An 18,701-nucleotide genomic window follows, 5' to 3' on the forward strand; every position below is an offset into this window, starting at 1 on the left:
TCAGCCCTTGGTGGCGCCCGCCGTCATGCCGGCGACGAGGTGACGCTGGGCGAAAACGAAGAAGATCGCCGCGGGGATCGCGATGAGGACCGAGGCGGCGCTCATGGCACCCCAGTTGGAGGTGTACTGCGTGACGAAGGTCTGCAGTCCGCCGGCCAGGGTGAGGTTCTCGTCGCCGACCATGAAGGCGGAGGCGTAGGCGACTTCGCCCCAGGCGGTGATGAAGGCGTAGAAGCCGGTGACGGCGAGGCCGGGCTTGGCGAGCGGCAGGATCAGCCGCCAGAAGGTGCCGAAGGGGTTGAGCCCGTCGACGCGGCCGGATTCGTCGATCTCCACCGGGATGGTGTCGAAGAAGCCCTTCATCATCCAGGCGCAGAACGGCACGGCGATCGTGAGGTACGTGATGATCAGACCGAGCGGCTGGTTGAGCAGCCCGAGGTCTCCCATCAGGTTGTAGAGCGGGACGATGAGGATGGCCATCGGGAACATCTGGGTGATGAGCAGGGTCCACATCAGCGGCTTCATGCCGGGGAACTTGAAGCGGCTGACCGCGTACCCGGTGGTGGCGGCGATGAACACGCCCAGCACGGTGGTGACGGCGGCGACCAGGACCGAGTTGCCGAACCAGCTGAGGAAGTGGCTCGACTCCAGCAGGTAGCGGTAGTTGCCGAGGGTGGGTTCCTTGACGAAGTCCGTGGTGATCGCGTGCTGCTGCGGCTTGAGCGAGGTCAGCAGGATCCACAGCACCGGGAAGACGGCGATGACGGACGCGACGAGCAGCGTCGCGTGCAGGCCGACGGAGGCGAGCGGGGCGCGGCGGCCCCGGATGCGCGTGGTCACGGTCACCACACCTCTCCCTGCTTGCGCAGCGAGCGCCGGTAGACCAGCGCGAAGATCATGAGCAGGGCGAGGATGAGGACGCCCCAGGTCGCCGAGACGGCGAAGTCGCGCGGGCTGGTGATGAAGGCCTCGCGGAAGGCCTGCGTCACCAGGATCTCGGTGGAGTCGCCCGGTCCGCCGCGGGTGAGCAGGAAGATCACCGGGAACATGTTGAAGGTCCAGATGGTGGAGAGCAGGATCACCGTCATGCTCACCGCGCGCAGCCCGGGCAGGGTGATGTGGCGGAAGCGCTGCCAGGGGGTGGCGCCGTCCATCTCGGCGGCTTCGTAGAGCTCGCCGGGGATGGACTGCAGTCCGCCGAGCAGGGCGACCATCATGAAGGGGACGCCGAGCCAGACGTTGACGGTGATGACCGAGAGCTTGGCCCAGGTCGGGTCGTCGAGCCACGGGACGGCGGAGATGCCCCCGCCGTCGAGGAGCTTGTTGAGGATGCCGTTGTCGCGGTTGAAGAGGAACCGCCAGGCGAAGACGGAGACGAAGCCGGGAACGGCCCAGGGCAGGATCAGCGCCATCCGGTAGGCGGCGCGGCCGCGGAAGTCCCGGTTGAGCATGTTGGCCAGGACCAGGCCGAGCGCGAAGGTGATGGACACGCAGGCGACGGTCCACACCACCGTCCACACCAGCCGCTGCAGGAAGACCGGGTCGCCCAGCACCGCCACGTAGTTGTCGAGCCCGACAAACTCGTACGTGGCGTCGAGGTGGCGGGCCCCGATGGTGCGGGCGACGTTGCGTTCGTTCGCGTCGGTCAGCGAGAGGTAGACGCCCCGGACCAGCGGCCAGCCGATGATCACGCCGAGGACGAGCACCACCGGGGCGATCATGGCCCAGGCGTACCAGTGGGTGGCGAGGGCGCGCCTCGTTCCACCGCGCTTCCCGCTGTCAGTCCAGCGGCCCCGGCCGCGGGCGACGTCGGTGTTCCCGAGGTCGTCGCCCGCGGCCGTGGCCACCGACTGGCTGGTGTCAGCAGCCATGGTTTCTCTACTTCCAGCCCTTGAGGATCTTGCGGAACTCGGCGCCGGCCGACTTGGCCGCGTCCTCCGGGGAGGAGGCCCCGGTGATCGCCTTGGTGTACTCGACCTTCAGCGGCTCGAAGAGGGAGCCGTTCTCCGGGATCCAGGCGCGCTCGACGGCCTTGTCCACGGCCGGCTTGAAGAACTGCACCATCTCGCTGCCCTTGACGTCCGGCTGCTCGTAGGCGGCGGTCCGGGTGGGGAGCAGGCTCAGCTCCTTGGCGGACTGCACCTGGACCTCCTGGGAGGTCATGTAGTCCACGAAGGCGTGCGCGGCGGCGGTGTTCTTGGAGCCGGCGTAGACCGCGAGGTCGTGGCCGCCCTGCGGGGCGCCCGCCTTGACCGAGCCGGCCGGGACGGCGGCGACGCCGAGGTTGGCCTTGTCCTTGAACTGGTCGCCCGCGTAGGTGTCGGCGACGGCCCACGGACCGTTGATCATCATGGCGACCTCCCCGGACTTGAAGGCGGTCTGCATGTTCGTCCAGCCGTCGGTGGCGTTGGTGAGCGCCGCCCCCGAGGTGACCAGGTCGCGCGCGGTCTTGAAGGCCTTGACGCCCGCCGCGTTGTCGACGGTGACCGTCTTGTTCTTGGCGTCGACCAGGTCGCCGCCCTCCCCGTAGATCAGCGGGAGGAACCAGTAGGAGTCGTCGCCGCGCAGGTAGAGGCCGGCCTTGCCGGTCTTGGCCTTGACGGCGGCCGCGGCGGTCTTCAGCTCCTCCAGCGTGGCGGGCGGCTGCACACCGGCGTCGGCGAGCATCTTCTTGTTGTAGAAGAGGCCGAGCGTGTCGATGACCTGCGGGACGGCGTAGGTCTTGCCCTCGAACTTGCCGCTGGCGGCGGCCTGCGGCAGGAACTCGGCGTCGATCTTCTTGGCCGTCTCGGCCGGCACCTCGTCGAGGTACTGCAGGGAGGCGAAGTCGGCGACCCAGCCGACGTCGGCGCGGATCACGTCGGGGGCGTCGGAACCGCTGCTGAAGGCGTTCTTGACCTTGTTCTGCGCGTCGCCGTAGGGGACGTTGACGTACTTGACGGTCACCTTCGGGTGCTTCGCCGTGAAGCCCTCGGCGATCTTCTGGAAGCTGGCCTTCTCGGCGTCGTTCGAGGTGTCCCACCACGTGACCGTGCCGGAGAGCTCGCCGCCGGCCTTGGTTTCCTGGCCGTCGTCCTTGGTGTCACCGCCGCAAGCCGTCGCCGCGAGCGCCAGGGTCGCGACCAGCGCGGTGGCCGCTATGCCACGCCGCATATGAACTCCTTCGATGATCCCGGCCGCGCCTCGCGGTCCCGAGTTGCCAGGAACGTAACAAGCCTGAAAGAAGTCCGAAAGAGCTTGCGGCAATTTTCTGCAAGACCCGCTGATCGTTACATCCGTGTGTCCGGACGGTTGCCGCAGCTTGCTGTTAGTTCGAGTCACCTTCGACTGCCCGGGCCCGCAACCAGGGGAGGTGTGCTCGCGTTGACCCCGATATGACCCACGAGGCGACGGCCGTCCAGCTTGCAAGCGCTTCCAGCAACGCCGCCGCGCGTGACGGCTGGTGGCGCGATGCCGTCATCTACCAGGTGTACGTGCGCTCCTTCGCCGACAGCGACGGCGACGGCATCGGGGACCTGCGCGGGGTGCGCGAGCGGCTCCCGCACCTGACCCGCCTCGGGGTCGACGCCGTGTGGCTCACCCCCTTCTACGTCTCCCCCCAGGCGGACGGCGGCTACGACGTCGCCGACTACCGGGCCGTCGATCCGCTCTTCGGCGACCTCACCGACGCCGACGAGCTGGTCCGCGCCGCGCACGCCCTGGGACTGCGGGTGATCGTGGACGCGGTGGCGAACCACACCTCCGAGCGGCACCCGTGGTTCCGGGCCGCCCTCGCCGGGGAGCCGGGAGCCCGGGAGCGCTACCACTTCCGCCCGGGCCGCGGGAGGGACGGCGACGAGCCGCCGAACGACTGGGAGTCCGTGTTCGGCGGCCCCGCCTGGACCCGGACCCCGGACGGGGAGTGGTACCTGCACCTCTTCGCCCCCCAGCAGCCCGATCTGGACTGGGAGCACCCCGAGGTCGCCGCCGAGTTCGCCTCCGTGCTGCGCTTCTGGCTGGACCTCGGCGTCGACGGCTTCCGCGTCGACGTCGCCCACGGCATGGTCAAGGCCCCGGGCCTGCCCGACATCGGCCGCGGAGCGCAGGCCACCCTCATCGGGACCGAGTCCCTCCCCTTCTTCGACCAGGACGGGGTGCACGAGATCCACCGCTCCTGGCGACGGCTCCTGGATTCCTACGAGGGCCCGCGCATCGGGGTCGCCGAAGCCTGGGCCCCGACGTCCGAGCGGCTCGCCCTCTACGTCCGCCCCGACGAGATGCACCAGGCCTTCAACTTCCGCTTCCTGAACTGTCCCTGGGACCCGCAGGCCATGCGCACCGTCATCGACGAGTCGCTGGCCGCCACCGCCTCGGTGGGTGCGCCGACGACGTGGGTGCTGTCCAACCACGACGTGGTGCGGCACGTGACGCGCTACGGGGGCGGGGCGCAGGGCCTGGCCCGGGCCCGGGCGGCCGCCCTGCTGATGCTGGCGCTGCCGGGCTCGGCGTACGTCTACCAGGGTGAGGAGCTGGGCCTGCCGGAGGTCCTCGACCTGCCCGACGAGGTGCGCCAGGACCCGGCCTTCCACCGCACCGCCGGCCGGGACGGGCTGCGCGACGGCTGCCGGGTGCCGATCCCCTGGTGCGGCGAGGAGCCCCCGTACGGCTTCGGGCCCGCCGGGAGCTGGCTGCCGCAGCCCGCCGGCTGGGGCGGGCTCAGCGTCGCCGCCCAGACCGGCGACCCGCACTCGACCCTGGAGCTGTACCGCGCCGCCATCGAACTGCGCCGGGCCATCCCCGGCCTCGGTGCACCGGGGGCGGGTCTCGCCGCCCCCGGCGGGGGCGGGGGCGCCGAGACGGACGAGGCAGACGAGGGGGACGAGGCGGACGAGGCCGCGGCCCCCTGCGGGATGCGGTGGCGGCCCGCGCGGGAGGGCGTGCTGCTCTTCACCCGGCCCGGCTTCGCCTGCACCGTCAACACCCGGCCCGTACGAGTGGAGCTGCCCTCCCCCGGACGCCCCGTGCTCTCCAGCGCGCCCGTGGAGACGGACGGCCGCACGGTCCTGCTTCCCGCCGATTCGTGCACCTGGTGGGCAACGTGACCCACGACCGGTACAGTCCAATCCTGTGACCGCACGGCTAGCCGACATCGCAGCCCAGGCGGGGGTCAGCGAAGCCACAGTCAGCCGCGTGCTCAACGGCAAGCCCGGTGTGGCCGCGGGCACCCGTGAATCCGTGCTGGCCGCCCTCGACGTGCTGGGCTACGAACGGCCCGTACGGCTGCGCCAGCGCAGCGCGGGACTGGTCGGGCTGATAACCCCCGAGCTGGACAACCCCATCTTCCCGGCGCTCGCCCAGGTCATCGGACAGGCGCTGACCCGGCAGGGGTACACGCCCGTGCTGGCCACGCAGACCCCCGGCGGGTCCACCGAGGACGAACTGACCGAGATGCTGGTCGACCGCGGGGTCTCCGGCATCATCTTCGTCTCCGGTCTGCACGCCGACACCACCGCCGACATGGGCCGCTACGACCAACTCCGCGGCCAGGGCGTCCCGTACGTCCTCATCAACGGGTTCTCCGACAAGGTGCAGGCCCCCTTCGTCTCGCCCGACGACCGGGCCGCGATGCAGTTGGCGGTCACCCACCTGACGGCCCTGGGGCACACCCGGATCGGGCTCGCGGTCGGACCCAAGCGCTTCGTACCGGTCCTGCGCAAGATCGAGGGCTTCCGGCTCGGCATGATGGAGCGGCTCGGACTCGACGAGGCCGAGACGGAGGAGCTCGTCCAGCACTCCCTCTACACGCTGGAGGGCGGTCAGGCCGCCGCGGCCGCGCTCATCGCGCGCGGTTGCACGGCGGTGGTGTGTGCCAGCGACATGATGGCGCTCGGCGCGATCCGCGCCGCCCGGCAGCAGGGCCTGAAGGTGCCGCAGGACGTGTCGGTCGTCGGTTTCGACGACTCCCCTCTCATAGCGTTCACCGATCCGCCGCTCACCACCATCCGGCAGCCCGTCCAGGCCATGGGGCAGGCGGCCGTCCGGACCCTGCTGGAGGAGATCGGCGGTACGCCGGCCCCGCACAGCGAATTCGTCTTCCTGCCGGAACTGGTGGTCCGCGGCTCCACGGCCTCGGGTCCGGGACAGCGCCGCCGGCCCTGAGCCGTCCGGCGGATCCCGGGGGGCGTCTGACCCGGCGGTCCGGTACCGCGCGGCCCCCCGGGGCTGGGGTCATCCGCAGGGCTGAGCGGCTGCGCCGAAGACCGTCCCGAGGGATGATCGGAGGCGAGAAGGCATCTGGCAGACTCTCTCCCCATGGGTGAAGCGAGCGTGAAGACACTGGAAACCCGGACGGACGTCTCGTCACCCCCCGTGACCGAGAGCGCGGCCCGCCCGGATTCCGAGCGCGCCCTGCTCACCCGCTTGCGGTTGCCGCGGCGGCCGCGGATCTGGTTCGAGATCGTGCTCATCGCGGTCAGCTACTGGACCTACTCGCTGATCCGCAACGCGGTACCCGAGCAGAAGGCGGCCGCCCTCGCGAACGCCGACTGGATCTGGCGCACCGAGCGGATGCTGGGCATCGCCGTCGAGCAGTCGGTCAACCACGGCGTCAATTCGGTGACGTGGCTGATCGTGGGGATGAACTACTACTACGCCACGCTCCACTTCGTCGTGACCATCGGCGTGCTGGTGTGGATCTACCGGTTCCATCCCGGGCGTTACGCCGCCACACGCCTGATCCTCTTCGCGACCACCGGCGTGGCCCTGCTCGGCTACTTCTTCTACCCGCTCGCGCCGCCCCGGCTGATGAACGGGCAGAACTTCGTCGACACGGTGCTGGTCCACCACACCTGGGGTTCCATGGCCTCCGGGAACCTCAAGCACATGTCGAACCAGTACGCCGCCATGCCGTCCATGCACATAGGGTGGTCGCTCTGGTGCGGCCTGACGGTCTTCGCGGTCGCCTCCGCCCCCTGGGCGCGGATCCTGGGCCTCCTCTACCCGACGGCGACCCTCGTCGTCATCGTGGCCACCGCCAACCACTTCTGGCTCGACGCCGTGGGCGGCATGCTCTGCCTGTCCTTCGGCTACGCGGTCTCGCGGTCCTGGTACGGATCGCTCCCGCACCGGCTGCCGCGCCACCCCGAGCACACGGGCCCGCACCCGGCGGCGGCGGCGCTGCTCAACCGCTTCCGCCGCTAGCGCACCCGCCGCCCACCCCCGGGCCCTTGTCAAGCGCGGCCCGGCGGGCCCCCGGCGGCCGGGGCCGCCCCCGGCGTCTTCGCCTTCCCGGGGCCGGCCGCCCCGCAGGCCGGGTCCTACGCCCCGTAGAACAGTTCGTCCACCACTGCGCGGGCGCGCCGGGTGATGCGGCGGTAGTCGTCCAGCATTTCGCCGACCGTGCCCTCCGGGTAGCCGAGGTAGCGGCCGACCGCGCCGAGTTCGCGGGCCTCCGAGGGGAAGGTGTCCCCGGCGCGGCCGCGGACCAGCATCACCGCGTTGCGGACGCGGGTCGCCAGGACCCATGCCTCATCCAGGATCTGCGCCTCCTCGGTCGGGATCAGCCCGGCCGCGTGGGCGGCGGCCAGGGCCTGGCGCGTCCGGGTGGTGCGCAGCCCCGGTTCGGCCCAGGCGTGCCGCATCTGGATCAGCTGGACGGTCCACTCGACGTCGCTGAGGCCGCCGCGGCCGAGTTTGGCGTGCAGGGTCGGATCGGCGCCGCGGGGCATCCGCTCGGACTCCATGCGGGCCTTGAGCCGGCGGATCTCGCGCGCGGCGTCCTCGCCGAGCCCCTCCGCGGGGTAGCGCAGGGGGTCGATCAGCTCGATGAAGCGGCGGCCGAGCTCCTCGTCGCCGGCGACCGGTTCGGCGCGCAGCAGGGACTGGCTCTCCCAGGTCAGGGACCAGCGCCGGTAGTAGGCGGCGTACGAGGACAGCGTGCGCACGAGCGGCCCGGAGCGGCCTTCGGGGCGCAGGTCGGCGTCGATCAGCAGCGGCGGGTCGGCGGTGGGCAGCTGGAGCAGCCTGCGCATCTCGGCGACGACGGCCTGCGCGGACTTCGCCGCGATCTGTTCGTCGACGCCCTCGCGGGGTTCGTGGACGAACAGCACATCGGCGTCGGAGCCGTAGCCCAGCTCGTGGCCGCCGAAGCGGCCGACGCCGATGACGGCGAAGCGGGTGGGCAGGGTGTCGCCGAAGTGGGAGTGGACGGCGGCGCGCAGGGCGCCGGCGATGGTCGCTGCGGTGAGGTCGGAGACGGCTCCGCCGACCCGGTCGACGAGGGCCCCGTGATCCTCTTCGGCCGGTTTGTCCTCGGTGCCGTAGGCGCCGATGATGTCGGCCGCGGTGGTGCGGAACAGCTCGCGGCGGCGCACCCCGCGGGCGGCGGCGACGGCGGCTTCGGGGCTGCCGGCGCGGCCGACGGCGGCGAGCACCTCCTGCCGCAGGGCCTCGTGGGTACGGGGCTGCAGGCCCTCGGGGTCGCCGAGCAGGGCGACGGCCTCGGGGGCGCGCATCAGCAGGTCGGGGGCCAGGCGCCCGGCGGACAGGACGCGGGCGAGGTTCTCGGCGGCGGCCCCCTCGTCGCGCAGCAGGCGCAGGTACCAGGGCGTCTTGCCGAGGGCGTCGGAGACCTTGCGGAAGTTGAGCAGTCCGGCGTCCGGGTCGGCCGAGTCGGCGAACCAGCCGAGCATGACCGGCAGCAGGGTGCGCTGGATGGCGGCCTTGCGGGTCACTCCGGAGGCGAGGGCTTCGAGGTGGCGCAGTGCGGCCACCGGGTCGGCGTACCCGAGGGCTTCGAGGCGCTGGCCGGCGGCGCGCGGGGAGAGCCGGGTCTCGCCGGGGGCGAGCTGCGCGACGGCGTCGAGCAGCGGCCGGTAGAAGAGCTTCTCGTGCAGGCGGCGGACCACGGAGGCGTGCCGGCGCCAGGCCTTGTTGAGCTCGGCGACGGGTTCGGTGCGCAGCCCCATGGAGCGGCCCAGGCGCCGCAGGTCGCCCTCGTCCTCGGGGACGAGATGGGTGCGGCGCAGCCGGTAGAGCTGGATGCGGTGCTCCATCGCGCGCAGGAAGCGGTAGGCGTCGTGCAGCTGGGCGGCGTCCGCGCGGCCGACGTAGCCCCCGGCGGCGAGGGCGTGCAGGGCGTCGAGGGTGGTGCCGGAGTGCAGGGTGGCGTCGCTGCGGCCGTGCACCAGCTGGAGGAGCTGGACGGCGAACTCGACGTCGCGCAGACCGCCCGGTCCGAGTTTCAGCTCGCGGTCGACCTGGGCGGCCGGGATGTTGTCGACGACGCGGCGGCGCATCTTCTGCACGTCGGCGACGAAGTTCTCGCGCTCGGCGGCCTGCCAGACGAGGGGCCCTATGGCCTCGATGTACTGCGCGCCGAGCTCGGGGTCCCCGGCGACGGGGCGGGCCTTGAGGAGGGCCTGGAACTCCCAGGTCTTGGCCCAGCGCTGGTAGTAGGCGAGGTGGGAGGAGAGCGTCCGTACGAGCGGGCCGTTGCGGCCCTCGGGGCGCAGGTTCGCGTCGACGGGCCAGATGGTGCCCTCGACGGTGGTCTCGGAGCAGATCCGCATGAGGTGGGAGGCGAGGCGCGTGGCGGCCTGGACGGCCCGGCCCTCGTCGCCGCCCTGCGCGGGCGCGCCGTGGTGGTTCGCGGCCGGGGCGTCGGCGACGAAGATGACGTCGACGTCGGAGACGTAGTTGAGCTCGTTGCCGCCGCACTTGCCCATCGCGATGACGGCGAGCCGGCACTGGGCGGCGTCCTCGGGCGCGGCGGCGGAGGCGATGCGCAGGGCCGCGCGCAGGGTGGCGGTCGCGAGGTCGGCGAGCTCGGCGGCGGTCTGGGCGACGTCTATGGTCCCGCAGACGTCACGGGCGGCGATGGAGAGCAGGCAGCGGCGGTAGGAGACGCGCAGCGCCACCGGGTCGTGGGCGTCGGCCAGGCCGCGTTCGAACTCGGGGAGCCCGGGATGCAGGTCGGCGGCCTCGTAGGTGACCAGGGCCTGCCAGTCGCGGGGGTGGCGGGCGAGGTGGTCCCCGAGGGCCTCGGAGGCGCCGAGCACGCCGAGCAGGCGGTCACGCAGGGGCTTGGCGCTGACGAGGGTGTCGAGGAGCCCGGGCAGTTCGTCGGCCGGCTGCGCCTCGGCGAGCCGGACGAGCCCGAGGAGGGCCAGGTCGGGGTCCGCGGTCGCCCCGAGGGCGTCGAGGAGCACGGGATCGGCGCGTACGGAAGCGAGCGCGTCGGTGTCGAGCAGCCGGGCGGCGGCCGAGGGGTCGGTGAAGCCGCTGCGGAGCAGCCTGCTGAAGGTGCTGCTCCTGCGTCCCGGGACCGTCATCCCGCCGCCTCCCACGGTTGTCGCTGCCACTGCCCTGGCCTGCCTCGGGGTGAGCCTAGCCGGAGCAGGCGTTCGACTCACCGCCACGTATCATGAGGGGGCTTATCGGATTATCCGAAGATTTATGGCGTGAAGGGGCAAGCTCCTCGCCGACCTGGCCAGGAGGAGCCCCATGTCCGACGGACGTCCGCGCGGCGGCCCCGCCAGGCACACCCCCGCCCCGACCGCTCCGCGCCCGGAAGCGGACCGGCCCGGCTCCTCGGCCCACGGCCCGCACCCGGAAACGGACCGGCCCGACTCCTCGGCCCACGGCCCGGAAGCGGACCGGCCCGGTTCCGGAGTCCGGAGCCCGCAGCCCGGGCCCCCGGCACCGCGGACCGGCCGGCGGGACCCCGGGGCCGGCGGACAGGACTCCGCGGACCGGCATGCCCCGCTGCCGACGCAGACCCCGCGGGCCGGCGCCGTCGGAGCCCCCACGGGGCACGCGCACGCCCGGGACCCGAAGCTCCCTGCGGCCGACGGAGCCTACCCCCACCCGGAAGCGCCGGGGCACCCGGGCGGCCCCCGCCCGGTCGGCCCGTACCCGGCTCCGGACGCGCACCGGCCCGTCTCCTGGGACTCCGCCCGCCACACCGGCGCCGCCGGGCACCCGGAGCCGCCGCCCGCCGGTGGCCGGTACCCGGACACCTCGGGCCCGGCCGGCCGCGCCCGCCCCGACGCCCGGGACCCGCACGTGCCGGCCCCCCGCGGCGCGTCCCCGGACACCCTCCGGCCGGACTCCGGCAGCGACCCGCACCCGGCAGCCCGGGACCCGCACATACCGGCCCCCCGCGGCCCCCACCCGGGCGACCGGGCCGACACCGGCACCGGCACCGGCACCGGCACCCGACCCGATGCGCAGGACGGGGGCCCCGTCGCCCGCGCCCACCCCGAGACCCGGGACCCGCACGTACCGGGCCCCCGCGGCCCCCACCCCGGCGATCCGGCCGACACCGGCACCGGCACCGGCACCGGCACCGGCACCGAGGGGCACGACGACCCGCATCCCGACGACCACCACCCCCACGGCCAGGACGGCCCCCACGGCCACGACCACGACCACCCGCACGGCCGCGCCCGCCGGCCCGGCCACCGGCACCACCGGGCCGGGCTCGTCAAGGTGGTCGCCTTCTGCGCGGCCACCGCCGCCGGCAGCATGCTCATGCTCCGCGGCAACGAGGCACTCGACCGCCTGGCCGCCCCCGCCGCCCCCGACAGCAGGGCCAGCGCCCCCGCGGCCCCCGCGGACGCCCCGGACCCCGGCCGGGTGCTGCAGATCGTCGCGCATCCCGACGACGACCTGTACTTCATGAATCCGGACCTGCGGTACTCCATATCCGCCGGTCACCCGGTCACCTCCGTCTACCTGACCTCCGGCGAGGCCGACGGCATCAACGCCGGGGCCGGCAAGGAGGCCGGCGCCGCGCCCAACAAGCCCGCCTACGCCGAGGCCCGCCAGAACGGCATACGCGCGGCCTACGCCAAGATGGCCACCGGCGACCACACCAGCGCCTGGAAGCGCACCGTCGTCCCGACCAGGGGCGGCGGCCACGCCGAGGTCGACATCCTCGTCGCCGAGCCCCAGGTCAACCTCGTCTGGCTGCAGATGCGCGAGGCCGGCACCGTCTACGCCGACGCCCCGGACAGCCTGCACGGCCTGTGGGACGGCCGGGTGTCCCACCTGGAGTCGGTGCTCGCCTCCGGCACCCCGGTCAAGCAGCGGTTCACGTACACCAAGGACCAGGTCGTGCAGACCCTGGCCGGCCTGCTGGAGCGGTACAGACCGACCACGGTCCGCTCCCAGGACCCGACCCCCGGCCGCTTCCCCGACACCAGGCGGTACACCGACCACCAGGACCACTTCTACGGCGCCCGCTTCGTGCAGCTGGCGACCGCCGCGTACGCGAAGGACGTCAAGGACCGCCCGCACTTCGCGGTGCAGAACTACCTCGGCTATGTCAACGGCTCCCTGCCCAGCTCCCTGGATCCGGGCGAGGCCAAGGAGAAGCTGGACATCCTGGACACCTACGCCGGGCTCGGCCGGCAGGACCACTGCGGCAGCGAGGCCGGCTGCGGTGACCGCAAGGTGGCCGACCACCCCTCGGGCAACCGCTGGACCGAATCCATCAACTATGCCCGCGGTACCAGCACTTCCTGGCTGACCTCCGACAGGGAGCACGGACTGTGGGCCTTCAAGGTGCTCGACGGCCAGGTCGCCGTCTGGCACCGGGCCGGCCCGATCGGCAGCTGGAGCGGCCCGAAGATGCTGCCCGGCACCGGGATGGACCCGGGCATCGCCACCGTCACCCTGCAGGACGGCCGGATCGCCGCCTTCGGCACCCGCACCACCTTCGGCGCGAAGCCGGCCGACTACGGGCGCGAGGTCGTCTACGCCGTCCAGCAGCGTCCGGGCGCCGAGGAGTTCGGCGAGTGGCAGTCGCTGGGCACCCCGGAGACCGCGGACGAGAACTGGACCTCCGACATCAGTGCGCCCGCCGTCTCGGTCGACGGCACGGGGCAGCTGGCGGCGTACGTCCGCGACGGGGCGTACACGCTGCGCGGCCGGGTGCAGCGGCCCGACGGCAGCTGGGGCCCGTGGGAGAAGTACGGCGGCGCCGCTCTGCACGGCAGCCCGGTCACCGCCGTCGACGCGGCCGGGCGGCGGATGGTGTTCTCCACGACCGCGAAGACGGTGGTGGGCTGGGTGCAGCCCGGGCCCGGCGCCCCGCTGGGCCCGCCCACCCCCACCGGCCTGCCGGACACCACGCTCCCGCTCACCGCGCAGGGCCGGGAGGGCGGGGTACGGCTGTGGTTCCGCAAGCCGGGCTCCGGCAACGTCCGTACCGCGCTGATCACGGGTGAGGGCGGACTACTGAAGGTGAACGGCCTCACCGACCTCGGCGGACTCCAGGGCTTCGGCTCGGTGACGGCGAGCGGACACGTGCTCGCGGGCCGCTCGGCGGGCGGCCAGCTGGGCTCGGACCTCGGGTCGGGCCGGCCGTGGGAGCGCTCGGCGCTGATGTTCGTCGGCGCGCCGTCCTCGACGACGACGGGGAGGGGCATGGTCAGCCTTGCGGTGGTGGGGCTGGACGCGCGGCTGTACGTGACCTCGTCGGCGGACGCCCCGGAGGCGTATCTGGCGCCGTGGCAGCCGGTGGGCCCGCGCAACGCCACTCCGTAGTGCGCCGGTTGCCCCGCCGGGCGGAATAACAGCGTCCGCTTTGCGGTCATATATCGGGATCAAAGCATCCACAGGGTACAAGCAGATCCGGTCTTTCCCGGAAAGCGGCAGTCATCGGCGAAATCGGTGAACCAAGTTCCCCGTATCCGCCTCTTTCTGACTGCTCAGCGGCTCCCGCCGCCCGGAACGAACCAAGGCGTACCCGATGCCCTTGACCCGCCGCCGCTTCGCGGCCCTGCTCACCGTGCTGACCGCCGGCACCACCGGTGTGCTCGCCGTCGCCGCCGGACAGCAGACGTCGGCCGAGGCCACCCAGGACAAGGACCGCGTCGCCGCGCTGCCCGCGAGCGTCACCGCGGGATCGGTACTCCAGGTCGTCGCCCACCCCGACGACGACCTGTTCTTCATGAACCCCGACCTCAGCCGGTCGCTGCTGTCCGGCATCCCGGTCACCACCGCCTACCTCACCTCCGGCGAGGCCGACGGCCGCAACGAGGCGCACGGCGCCGAAGCCAGCGACCCGGAACAGCCCGCCGACCGCACCCACTACGCGGAGGCCCGGCAGAACGGCATACGCTCCGCCTACGCCCAGATGGCCACCGGCGACCGCACCAGCGCGTGGAAGCGCACGGTCATACCCACCGCCGGGGGCGGTCAGGCCGAGCTGGACGTGCTCATGGCGAAGCCTCAGGTCAACCTGGTGTGGCTCCAGCTGCGCGAGGCACGCAGCACCGGCGGCGACGCCCCCGACAGCCTGCGCGGCCTGTGGAACGGCCGCATACCGGCGCTGGGCGCCCAGCTGACCTCCGGCACTCCCGTCAAGCAGCAGTTCACGTACACGAAAGACCAGTTGACCCAGGCCATAGCCGGGATCCTGGCCCGCTACAAGCCGACGACGATACGCATGCAGGACCCGACGCCGGGCCGCTACCCGGAGTCCGGCAAGTACACCGACCACCAGGACCACATGTACGGCGCCCGGTTCGTGCAGGCCGCCACCGCCGCGTACGCCGCCCAGGTCACGGACCGCCCTCGCTTCTCGGTCCAGAACTACCTCGGCTACCACAACAGCACCCTCCCGCACGCGCTGGACCCGCAGACGGCCGAGACGAAGACCGGCTACCTGAAGACCTATGCCTGGCACGACCACCAGGACTACTGCGGCTCCCCCTCCGGCTGCGGCGACCGCAAGGTCGCGGGCAACCCCACCGGCCACAACTGGGCGCAGTCGCTGCGCTACAGCCGCGCCGACACCACCTCCTGGCTGACCGCGGGCACGCCGGGCCGCCTGTGGGCGTTCGCCACGCTGGACGGGCAGACCGCGTACTGGACGCGGGCCCCCGGCGGCGAGTGGGCGGGCCCCGCCCTCCTGCCGGGCGCGGGCATCGACCCGGGCGCGACCACCGCGCGCTACCCGGACGGGCGGATCGCGGTCCTGGCCACCCGTACGGCCTTCGGCCCCGCGCCCGCGGCCTACCGGCGCGAGGTCGTGTACGCCGTCCAGTCCGCGCCGGACGGCCCGTTCGGCCCATGGCAGTCGCTCGGCACCCCCGACCCGGCCGACGAGGACGACATTTCGGCGATCAGCTCGCCCGCGGCCGGTGTGGACGCGGAGGGCCGCCTCACCGTCTACCTGCGCGACGCGCGCCGCACGCTGCGCGCCACCGTCCAGCAGCCGGACGGCAGCTTCTCCGCCTGGAAGCGCCTGGGCGGCGAGGACCTGCAGAGCGATCCGGTGACGGCGCTCGACTCCGCCGGGCGCCGCCACGTGTACGCCACCACCACGAAGTCCGTCCTGGCCTGGACGCAAGCCGACCCCGGCGCCGCCCTGTCGGGCCCTTCGGAGACGGGCCTGCCCGCCACGACGGTCCCCCTGTCGGCGGTCCCCGACGGAGCGGGCGTCCGGCTGTACTTCCGCCGGCCGGACTCGGGGGTCGTGCGCACCGCCCTGGTCACGGCGGGCCCCGGACGGCCCCAGGTCTCCAGCGTCGCCGAGGCGGGCGGCCGGGCCGGATACGGCGCGGTGGGCGCGGCGGGCCGCCTGCTGTCGGGCCGCGCGGACAGCGGCACGGTCGGCACGACGGGCCTCGGCGGCCCCCCGGCCTGGTCGGAGTCCGGGATGCTCTACGCGGGCGCCCCGGCGGCCGTCCTCGAACCCTCGGGCGCGACCACGGCGGTCCTGGGCCTGGACGCCGCGCTCCACACGACGACGACCCCGCCGACCCCGGTCCGCCCCACCTGGCACCGCGCGGTCCGCTGACGCCCGTCCTCGCGGGCGGCCAGGGGCCGGTCAGGGAACGGGACCGGCGCCGGTCCCGGCGCCGACGGCCAGGGGCCGGTCAGGGGCCGACGGCGGCCGTGAGCAGTTCCCGTACCTGTCGCGGGGTCCAGTGACCGGCCGCGCCGGGGCAGGCCGACAGGTAGTCGGCGATGTCCTGTTCCTCCCAGGGGCCCGACTCCAGCAGTCCGCCGGCCAGGTACCGCAAGTAGGCGGCCGACGGCGCCAGCGGTTCGACGTCCCGGACGGTCCAGGGGGCGGTGAAGGTCAGCACGGGGATGCCCTCGATCGTCCCCGGGCAGACGAGCGTCTCGTACCGTCCGGGGCCCAGTTCGTCGCGCCCCTCGCACAGCACCCGGCTGAGGTCGAGGTCCGCCCCCGGCTCCCCGTACATCTCCTGCGCGGCGATGTCGGACAGCTGGCCCGCGGTCACGAGGTGGGCGCGCGCCCTCATGCGGCCGGGCGCCGTCGGGTCGTACAGGCCCCGGCCTCCCGTCCACACCCGGGACTCGGTGGCGAAGTACAGGCATCCGTCGAGCTCGATCGCGACGGACCGCTCCGGCGCCCGGTGGTCCCGGCACCCCGGGTAGGTCCGGGTCGCGCCGGCGGGCGTCCCGCCGGCGAGGTAGGCGCTCAGCCGGTCCATGTGCATGTTCGACCCGTACGACGCGTACCAGACCCGCTCCGGCACGGGAAGCCCGCCCTCCAGGGGCTCCAGGGGCTCCAGGGCATGGACGGTCATGCTCTTCCTCACGTGTGGGGGCGAAAACGACTCCGGGCCGGAGGTCACCGACCGCCGGCCCGGGATCCACGAGCGCCCCGACGGGCCCCGCCCGCGGCTACAGCACCGGCATCATCTTGCGGAGTTCGAAGGCCGTGACCTCGCTGCGGTACTCCTCCCACTCCTGCTTCTTGTTGCGCAGGAAGAAGTCGAAGACGTGCTCGCCGAGGGTTTCGGCCACCAGTTCGCTGCGTTCCATCAGGGAGATGGCCTCGCCCAGGTTCTGCGGGAGGGGTTCGATGCCCATCGCGCGGCGTTCGGCGTCGGAGAGGGCCCAGACGTCGTCGTCGGCGCCCGCGGGGAGTTCGTAGCCCTCCTCGATGCCCTTGAGGCCCGCCGCGAGGAGGACCGCGTAGGTCAGGTAGGGGTTCGCGCCCGAGTCGATCGAGCGGACCTCGACGCGGGAGGAGCCCGTCTTGCCCGGCTTGTACATCGGGACGCGGATCAGGGCCGAGCGGTTGTTGTGGCCCCAGCAGATGTACGAGGGGGCCTCGCCGCCCGAGCCGGCGGTGCGCGAGGAGCCGCCCCAGATGCGCTTGTAGGAGTTGACCCACTGGTTGGTGACCGCTGCGGTCTCCGCCGCGTGCCTGAGCAGGCCCGCGATGAAGGAGCGGCCGACCTTGGAGAGCTGGTACTCGGCGCCCGACTCGTAGAAGGCGTTGCGGTCGCCCTCGAAGAGGGAGAGGTGGGTGTGCATGCCCGAGCCCGGGTACTCCGAGAAGGGCTTCGGCATGAAGGTGGCCTGCACGCCCTGTTCCAGGGCGACCTGCTTCATCACGAGGCGGAAGGTCATGATGTTGTCGGCCGTGGAGAGAGCGTCGGCATAGCGCAGGTCGATCTCCTGCTGGCCCGGGGCGCCCTCGTGGTGGCTGAATTCGACCGAGATGCCCATGGATTCCAGCATGGTGATCGCCTGGCGGCGGAAGTCCATGCCGACGTTCTGCGGGGTGTGGTCGAAGTAGCCGGAGTTGTCCGCCGGGACGGGACGGCTGCCGTCCAGCGGCTTGTCCTTCAGCAGGAAGAACTCGATCTCCGGGTGGGTGTAGAAGGTGAAGCCCAGGTCGGAGGTCTTGGCCAGGATGCGCTTGAGGACGTAGCGCGGGTCCGCGAAGGACGGCGAGCCGTCCGGCATCAGGATGTCGCAGAACATCCGGGCGGTCCCGGGAGCCTCGGCGCGCCACGGCAGTATCTGGAAGGTGCTCGGGTCCGGCTTGGCGATCATGTCGGACTCGTAGACCCGCGCGAAGCCCTCGATGGCGGAGCCGTCGAAGCCGATGCCCTCGTCGAAGGCCTGCTCCAGCTCCGCCGGAGCGACCGCTACGGACTTGAGGAAGCCCAGTACATCGGTGAACCACAGGCGCACGAACCGGATGTCGCGCTCCTCAAGCGTCCGGAGGACGAATTCCTGCTGCTTGTCCATGCTTTCATCCTCGCAGTTCAGGTGGCCTGTGCACCACCGCCGCGAGGGCTTGGGCACAGTCGGGCCGGCCCAGTATCGCCAGCGGTGGTTTCCGCCACATTACGCACCCGGCAAAGCTCGCGGCACCCCCGCACTGACCGCGGACCCGTCATGAGCATTACCATCGGCGCCCATGGGGGGCCGGAAGGACACGCGGCGGGGGCGTCAGGCACGTCCCGGACTCCTGCGCGCCGTCCTGCTGACGGCCCTCGCGGTGGCGGCGGGGGTGCTCCTGCTGTGTGCGCGGCCCGGTGAACCGCACGCGCCGAGCGGTTTCCCCGCGTACGGTGCGGCCACGGCGGTCGCCGCGCACGGCACGGCGCCCGGCCGGTCACCCGGCCAGGCACCCGGCCCGGCCCGCGGACGGACACCGGGGCAAGCACCCGGCCCGGCCCACGCCGTCTGCGTGTCCCCGTACGACCTGCCCGGCTGCTCGCCCCTCGCGCACGTGATCCCGGGCGTGCTGCCGGCGCCGCCGCCCGCCGCGACCACCGCGGGCGGCAGTGCGCCGCCCGCCGCCGCGTCCGGCGCGGCGGGCGGGACCGGGCCTCCCGGGCCGCTCGCGCGCGCCCCCGACCTGCACGTCCTCCAGGTGCTGCGGACCTGACGGGTCCGGTTTCGCGTCCACCCACCCCCCTCAGCAGAAGGAACCA

Annotated in this window: 12 protein-coding genes; 6 read left to right on the forward strand and 6 right to left on the reverse strand. The window is 72.9% G+C overall.

The annotated features are described in order from the left end of the window. From AMK16_RS14590 to AMK16_RS14600, 3 genes are read right to left on the reverse strand one after another with little or no spacing between them, the layout of a single operon-like run. The gene (locus AMK16_RS14590) at positions 1 to 846 is read right to left on the reverse strand and encodes a sugar ABC transporter permease (RefSeq protein ID WP_073914617.1); all 846 of its coding nucleotides are present in this window, start codon (positions 844 to 846) and stop codon (positions 1 to 3) included. Then, on the reverse strand, positions 843 to 1,871 hold the full coding sequence (locus AMK16_RS14595) for a carbohydrate ABC transporter permease (RefSeq protein WP_073914644.1): 1,029 nt from the start codon (positions 1,869 to 1,871) through the stop codon (positions 843 to 845). Before AMK16_RS14595 ends, AMK16_RS14590 begins: the two co-directional genes overlap by 4 nt. A gap of 7 nt (positions 1,872 to 1,878) precedes the next feature. Continuing rightward, positions 1,879 to 3,153: an extracellular solute-binding protein gene (locus tag AMK16_RS14600; RefSeq protein WP_073914647.1), complete on the reverse strand. Its 1,275-nt coding sequence runs from the start codon at positions 3,151 to 3,153 to the stop codon at positions 1,879 to 1,881. Between the two features lie 221 nt (positions 3,154 to 3,374). On the opposite strand from AMK16_RS14600, the gene AMK16_RS14605 reads away from it, so the two are divergent. The 3 genes from AMK16_RS14605 (at position 3,375) to AMK16_RS14615 (ending at position 7,179) form a co-directional block, all read left to right on the forward strand. Beyond that, positions 3,375 to 5,081, forward strand: a complete 1,707-nt coding sequence (locus AMK16_RS14605) for a glycoside hydrolase family 13 protein (protein ID WP_073914650.1) — start codon at positions 3,375 to 3,377, stop codon at positions 5,079 to 5,081. Between the two features lie 25 nt (positions 5,082 to 5,106). Beyond that, positions 5,107 to 6,138, forward strand: a complete 1,032-nt coding sequence (locus AMK16_RS14610; RefSeq protein WP_107417140.1) for a LacI family DNA-binding transcriptional regulator — start codon at positions 5,107 to 5,109, stop codon at positions 6,136 to 6,138. Positions 6,139 to 6,291: 153 nt separating this feature from the next. Beyond that, entirely contained in the window at positions 6,292 to 7,179 is an 888-nt protein-coding gene (locus AMK16_RS14615; protein ID WP_073914652.1) for a phosphatase PAP2 family protein, read from the forward strand. A gap of 116 nt (positions 7,180 to 7,295) precedes the next feature. Here AMK16_RS14615 and AMK16_RS14620 read toward each other — a convergent pair whose 3' ends face one another. Continuing rightward, a complete protein-coding gene (locus tag AMK16_RS14620) occupies positions 7,296 to 10,310 on the reverse strand; it encodes a bifunctional [glutamine synthetase] adenylyltransferase/[glutamine synthetase]-adenylyl-L-tyrosine phosphorylase (RefSeq protein ID WP_073914655.1) in 3,015 nt (1,004 codons plus the stop codon). 172 nt (positions 10,311 to 10,482) lie between these two features. Here AMK16_RS14620 and AMK16_RS38100 point away from each other — a divergent pair, with 172 nt between their 5' ends. Further along, positions 10,483 to 13,530: a PIG-L family deacetylase gene (locus AMK16_RS38100; protein ID WP_073914658.1), complete on the forward strand. Its 3,048-nt coding sequence runs from the start codon at positions 10,483 to 10,485 to the stop codon at positions 13,528 to 13,530. 205 nt (positions 13,531 to 13,735) lie between these two features. Then, complete coding sequence (locus AMK16_RS14630) at positions 13,736 to 15,790, forward strand: PIG-L family deacetylase (protein WP_073914660.1); 2,055 nt, start codon at positions 13,736 to 13,738, stop codon at positions 15,788 to 15,790. Between the two features lie 79 nt (positions 15,791 to 15,869). Here the strand turns inward: AMK16_RS14630 and AMK16_RS14635 are convergent, their stop codons facing one another. Together AMK16_RS14635 and glnA are read right to left on the reverse strand one after the other, a co-directional pair. Continuing rightward, a complete protein-coding gene (locus AMK16_RS14635) occupies positions 15,870 to 16,550 on the reverse strand; it encodes a histone deacetylase (protein ID WP_073914663.1) in 681 nt (226 codons plus the stop codon). A 97-nt stretch (positions 16,551 to 16,647) separates the two neighbouring features. Next, positions 16,648 to 18,009 carry a type I glutamate--ammonia ligase gene (glnA, locus tag AMK16_RS14640; protein ID WP_073914665.1) on the reverse strand — a complete coding sequence of 454 codons (1,362 nt, stop codon included), beginning with the start codon at positions 18,007 to 18,009 and terminating at the stop codon, positions 16,648 to 16,650. Positions 18,010 to 18,181: 172 nt separating this feature from the next. Here glnA and AMK16_RS14645 point away from each other — a divergent pair, with 172 nt between their 5' ends. Further along, a complete protein-coding gene (locus tag AMK16_RS14645; RefSeq protein ID WP_073914668.1) occupies positions 18,182 to 18,655 on the forward strand; it encodes a hypothetical protein in 474 nt (157 codons plus the stop codon). Positions 18,656 to 18,701 lie beyond the last annotated feature (46 nt).

The organism is Streptomyces sp. CB00455 (genome assembly GCF_001905445.1).
Taxonomy (GTDB): domain Bacteria; phylum Actinomycetota; class Actinomycetes; order Streptomycetales; family Streptomycetaceae; genus Streptomyces.

Coding starts and splice junctions, on each gene's coding strand:
- AMK16_RS14595 (WP_073914644.1), bottom strand. CDS start 1,871: ATGGCTGCTGACACCAGCCAGTCGGTGGCCACGGCCGCGGGCGACGAC.
- AMK16_RS14600 (WP_073914647.1), bottom strand. CDS start 3,153: ATGCGGCGTGGCATAGCGGCCACCGCGCTGGTCGCGACCCTGGCGCTC.
- AMK16_RS14605 (WP_073914650.1), top strand. CDS start 3,375: ATGACCCACGAGGCGACGGCCGTCCAGCTTGCAAGCGCTTCCAGCAAC.
- AMK16_RS14615 (WP_073914652.1), top strand. CDS start 6,292: ATGGGTGAAGCGAGCGTGAAGACACTGGAAACCCGGACGGACGTCTCG.
- AMK16_RS14620 (WP_073914655.1), bottom strand. CDS start 10,310: ATGACGGTCCCGGGACGCAGGAGCAGCACCTTCAGCAGGCTGCTCCGC.
- AMK16_RS38100 (WP_073914658.1), top strand. CDS start 10,483: ATGTCCGACGGACGTCCGCGCGGCGGCCCCGCCAGGCACACCCCCGCC.
- AMK16_RS14630 (WP_073914660.1), top strand. CDS start 13,736: ATGCCCTTGACCCGCCGCCGCTTCGCGGCCCTGCTCACCGTGCTGACC.
- AMK16_RS14635 (WP_073914663.1), bottom strand. CDS start 16,550: ATGACCGTCCATGCCCTGGAGCCCCTGGAGCCCCTGGAGGGCGGGCTT.
- glnA (WP_073914665.1), bottom strand. CDS start 18,009: ATGGACAAGCAGCAGGAATTCGTCCTCCGGACGCTTGAGGAGCGCGAC.
- AMK16_RS14645 (WP_073914668.1), top strand. CDS start 18,182: ATGGGGGGCCGGAAGGACACGCGGCGGGGGCGTCAGGCACGTCCCGGA.